Genomic DNA, 3,053 nt, shown 5'->3' with positions numbered 1-3,053 from the left:
GCGGGGAGGACGGGGGTCCCGCCGCGCCGGGAGCGGTGGTCGCCCGCGCCGAGGACGGGCCGGAGTGCGGCCCGCGCTCCCCGCACGTCCTGGCGGGCGGCCTGTGGCAGGCGCCGGACGGCGAGTGGTACCTGTTGGCCGCCGGCAGCGAGGAGGTGGCCCGGATCTCCGCGAGCGGTGGGGTGAGCGGCGAGGTGACCGGTCGGACCATGGTCCTGCCGGCCGAGCCGGGGGTGGAGACCGAGCTGACGGCCCTCCTGGAGGACGGCGGCGAGTTGGAGGCGCTCGGCGTCGGCCGACCCGGCTGATCCGACGGGCCCGACGGGCCGGGGCCCCGGGGCTTTCCCGCCCCCGGGGCCCCGGTGCGTCCGGAGCCGGGCCCGGGACGGGGTCGCCGCACCGACTGCTCACCCCCGCGTCGGCGAGAGTTCGCCCGCACGGTCCGGCGCGACGCGGAAGGGTACGGCACGGTGTTACCGCCTGGTACCACCCCCACCTTCCGCGTACGGGTCCTCGAAGGAGTACTGATGGAGCGCCGCACCCTTCTCCGCGCCGGCACGGCGGGCGCCGGGGCCGTCGCCCTGGCCGGAGGCCTCTGGCAGGGAGCCGCCCGGGCCGCCGCCCCCGGACCCGGCACCGCCGCCGCGGGTCCCTACGGCCCGCTGCTGCCGCCCAACGGCCTCGGTGTCGCCCTCCCCGAGGGTTTCTCCATCCGCGTGGTCGCCCGCTCGAGCCAGTGGGTGCGCGGCATCCTCTGGCACCCCGCGCCGGACGGCGGCGCGTGCTTCCCCGACGGCGACGGCTGGATCTACGTCTCCAACTCCGAGGTGCCGCTGGTCGGCGGGGCCTCGGCGCTGCGCTTCACCGCCGACGGCGTGATCGACCGGGCCTACCGCATCCTCTCCGGCACCACGCTGAACTGCGCGGGCGGCGCCACCCCGTGGCACACCTGGCTCTCCTGCGAGGAGACCTTCCGGGGGAAGGTTTTCGAGACCGACCCCTACGGCAACCGGCCGGCGGTGGCGCACGAGGCGATGGGCCGGTTCAAGCACGAGGCGGCGGCCTGCGACCCGGACCGGCGGGTGGTCTACCTGACCGAGGACGAGAGCGACGGCTGCTTCTACCGGTACGTCCCGGACACCTGGGGCGATCTGTCCCGCGGCCGGCTGGAGGTGCTGTGCGAGACCCCCGGCGGCGGGGTGCGGTGGGAGCGGGTCCCCGACCCCTCGGGTCCCGTGTTCGGCCGCCAGACCCGCAACCAGGTCTCCTCGGCGCTGCGCTTCCGCGGCGGGGAGGGCTGCCACTACCACGCCGGGGTGGCCCACTTCACCACCAAGGGTGACGACCGGGTGTGGGCGTACGACGCGGAGAACGGGTCGCTGTCCATCGCCTACGACGCGGACGGCTCCCTGGACGGGGTGGACAACATCACCGGCACCGCCGGCGGCGACCTGTACGTCGCGGAGGACGGCGGCAACATGGAGATCAACATCATCACCCCCGAAGGGGTGGTGGCGCCGATCATGCGCATCCACGGGCAGGACCGCTCGGAGATCTGCGGCCCGGCGTTCTCCCCCGACGGCAGCCGGCTCTACTTCTCCTCCCAGCGCGGCACCTCCGGGGACGCGGCCGGTCTGGGCGGCATCACCTACGAGATGTCGGGCCCCTTCCGTCGCTGACCCGTTCCCCGGGCCGGTCGCCGCCGCGGGGGCCGGCCCGGGGCCCCCGTAGCAGAAGGGGCGGAACGCGCAAGGGGGGCACGTGTGGGGTTCCGGTGCACGAGCGGCCGGGGGTCCGCTCCCGATCCGCACGCGCTACGCGCGTCAACCACCCCCCGGGGCGGGGATGTCATGTCTCGGAGGACCGGGGGCGCGACCACCCGGCCGGGACAGGGCGGCCGGGGGACCGGGCACGACCCGCCCCGCGCCCCCGGCCGTGCACGGCACGGCACAGGAGGAACCCCGGCGACGGGGAGACGAGGAGACACGCGATGCGTGAACGGACCGGACCGTCCAGACGCCGACTGTTGGGAGCGGCCGCCGCGGCCGTGGGGGGAGCCGCCGCCCTCGGAACGATCGGCGCGGGCACCGCCGGGGCCGCCGCCCCGGCGGCCGGGGCGGATCCCGGGGTGGTGGACCACCCCGATCACCCCGCCGCCCGGTACGCGGGGAGCGGTGCCGACACCGCCGAGCCGCTGAACGCCTCGGTGGGCTGCGGCCTGTCGGCGGGGAAGGGGATCTGAGGTGGCCGTCTTCGTCACCCGCGCACAGTGGGGGGCCAGGGCCCCGCGGAGTCGCAGCACCAACATCACCCCCCGGAACGGCGGGGTGACCGTGCACCACGTGGACGGGGTCCGGGTGGCCCGGGGGAGCCACACCGACTGCGCCTCGCAGGTACGCGGCATCCAGAACCACCACATGGACACCAACGGTTGGCAGGACATCGCCTACAACCACCTGGTGTGCGTGCACGGTTACGTCTTCGAGGGGCGCGGGGAGGGCATCCGGTCCGCCGCCAACGGAACCGACTCCGGCAACCAGAACTGGTACGCCGTCTGCGGCCTGGTGGGCGGGAGTTCGAGCAACTACGACACCATCACCAACGGCCTGATCGACGCCTTCCACCTGGCGATCTCCCGGCTGCGCTCGCAGGGCGGCGCGGCGAACGGGATCAACGGCCACCGCAACCACACCTCCACGGCCTGTCCGGGCAACCTGTACGCGCTGGTGACCGACGGCCGACTGGACCCGGGCCACGGCGGGGGCGGACCCACTCCCCCGCCGTGGCCGGGCGTGTACTTCCGCTACCCGCCGGTGACCTCGCACCCCTCGGTGAGCACCTGGCAGCAGCGGATGCGCGACCGCGGATGGAGCATCACCGTGGACGGACACTACGGCGCGGCCTCGCGCGAGGTGTGTCTGGCGTTCCAGCGGGAGAAGGGGCTGACCGTGGACGGCATCGTCGGTCCGGCCACCTGGGACGCGGCCTGGACCGCCCCGATCACCTGACCCGGGCGCCCCGGGCCCCGGGGCCGGGGCGGGGGCGGGGGTGTC

General features: G+C 75.4%; 3 protein-coding genes and 1 pseudogene. All 4 read left to right on the top strand.

The annotated features are described in order from the left end of the window. Positions 1-308: pseudogene (locus FOE67_RS21225) on the top strand (hypothetical protein); the annotation flags it as partial. Between the two features lie 219 nt (positions 309-527). Beyond that, a complete protein-coding gene (locus FOE67_RS21220) occupies positions 528-1,679 on the top strand; it encodes an alkaline phosphatase PhoX (protein WP_182666438.1) in 1,152 nt (383 codons plus the stop codon). 311 nt (positions 1,680-1,990) lie between these two features. Beyond that, entirely contained in the window at positions 1,991-2,242 is a 252-nt protein-coding gene (locus FOE67_RS21215; protein ID WP_182666437.1) for a hypothetical protein, read from the top strand. A 1-nt stretch (position 2,243) separates the two neighbouring features. Then, positions 2,244-3,008 carry a peptidoglycan-binding protein gene (locus FOE67_RS21210; RefSeq protein WP_182666436.1) on the top strand — a complete coding sequence of 255 codons (765 nt, stop codon included), beginning with the start codon at positions 2,244-2,246 and terminating at the stop codon, positions 3,006-3,008. The last annotated feature ends 45 nt before the right edge of the window (positions 3,009-3,053 follow it).

The sequence above is a fragment of the Streptomyces calidiresistens genome (genome assembly GCF_014141525.1).
Classification (GTDB): domain Bacteria; phylum Actinomycetota; class Actinomycetes; order Streptomycetales; family Streptomycetaceae; genus Streptomyces; species Streptomyces calidiresistens.
Note: the sequence above shows the minus strand (reverse complement) of the source record. Positions and strands in the feature narration are given on the sequence as shown.

Excerpts from the sequence above, each read along its gene's own strand:
- FOE67_RS21220 (WP_182666438.1), top strand. The coding sequence starts at position 528 with ATGGAGCGCCGCACCCTTCTCCGCGCCGGCACGGCGGGCGCCGGGGCC.
- FOE67_RS21215 (WP_182666437.1), top strand. The coding sequence starts at position 1,991 with ATGCGTGAACGGACCGGACCGTCCAGACGCCGACTGTTGGGAGCGGCC.